At 46.8% G+C, this 231-nt stretch carries 1 pseudogene; it reads right to left on the reverse strand.

Annotated features, from left to right (window positions below):
• Positions 1-231: pseudogene (locus RMT89_RS45690) on the reverse strand (phosphate ABC transporter permease subunit PstC); the annotation flags it as partial.

The raw sequence follows: 231 nt of genomic DNA on the forward strand, positions 1-231 counted from the left end.
GGCAATACGACTTTGCGAATAGTTTCTGATTTGGTTGCGCCTAAGCCCAAAGAGCCATCTCGCAACGCCTTTGGTACCTGCGTTAAAATATCGTCTGACAACGAAGAAATAAAAGGAATAAGCATAATACCCATTACCACACCCGCAGTAAGCGCTGAGGTTGCTCGAATGGTTAACCCCATCGTAGCACCCAAATCGGTTAAAAACGGCCCCACGGTAACTAAGGCAAAG

It is taken from the genome of Streptomyces sp. P17 (assembly GCF_032436805.1).
In the GTDB taxonomy this organism is placed as follows: Bacteria; Actinomycetota; Actinomycetes; order Streptomycetales; family Streptomycetaceae; genus Streptomyces.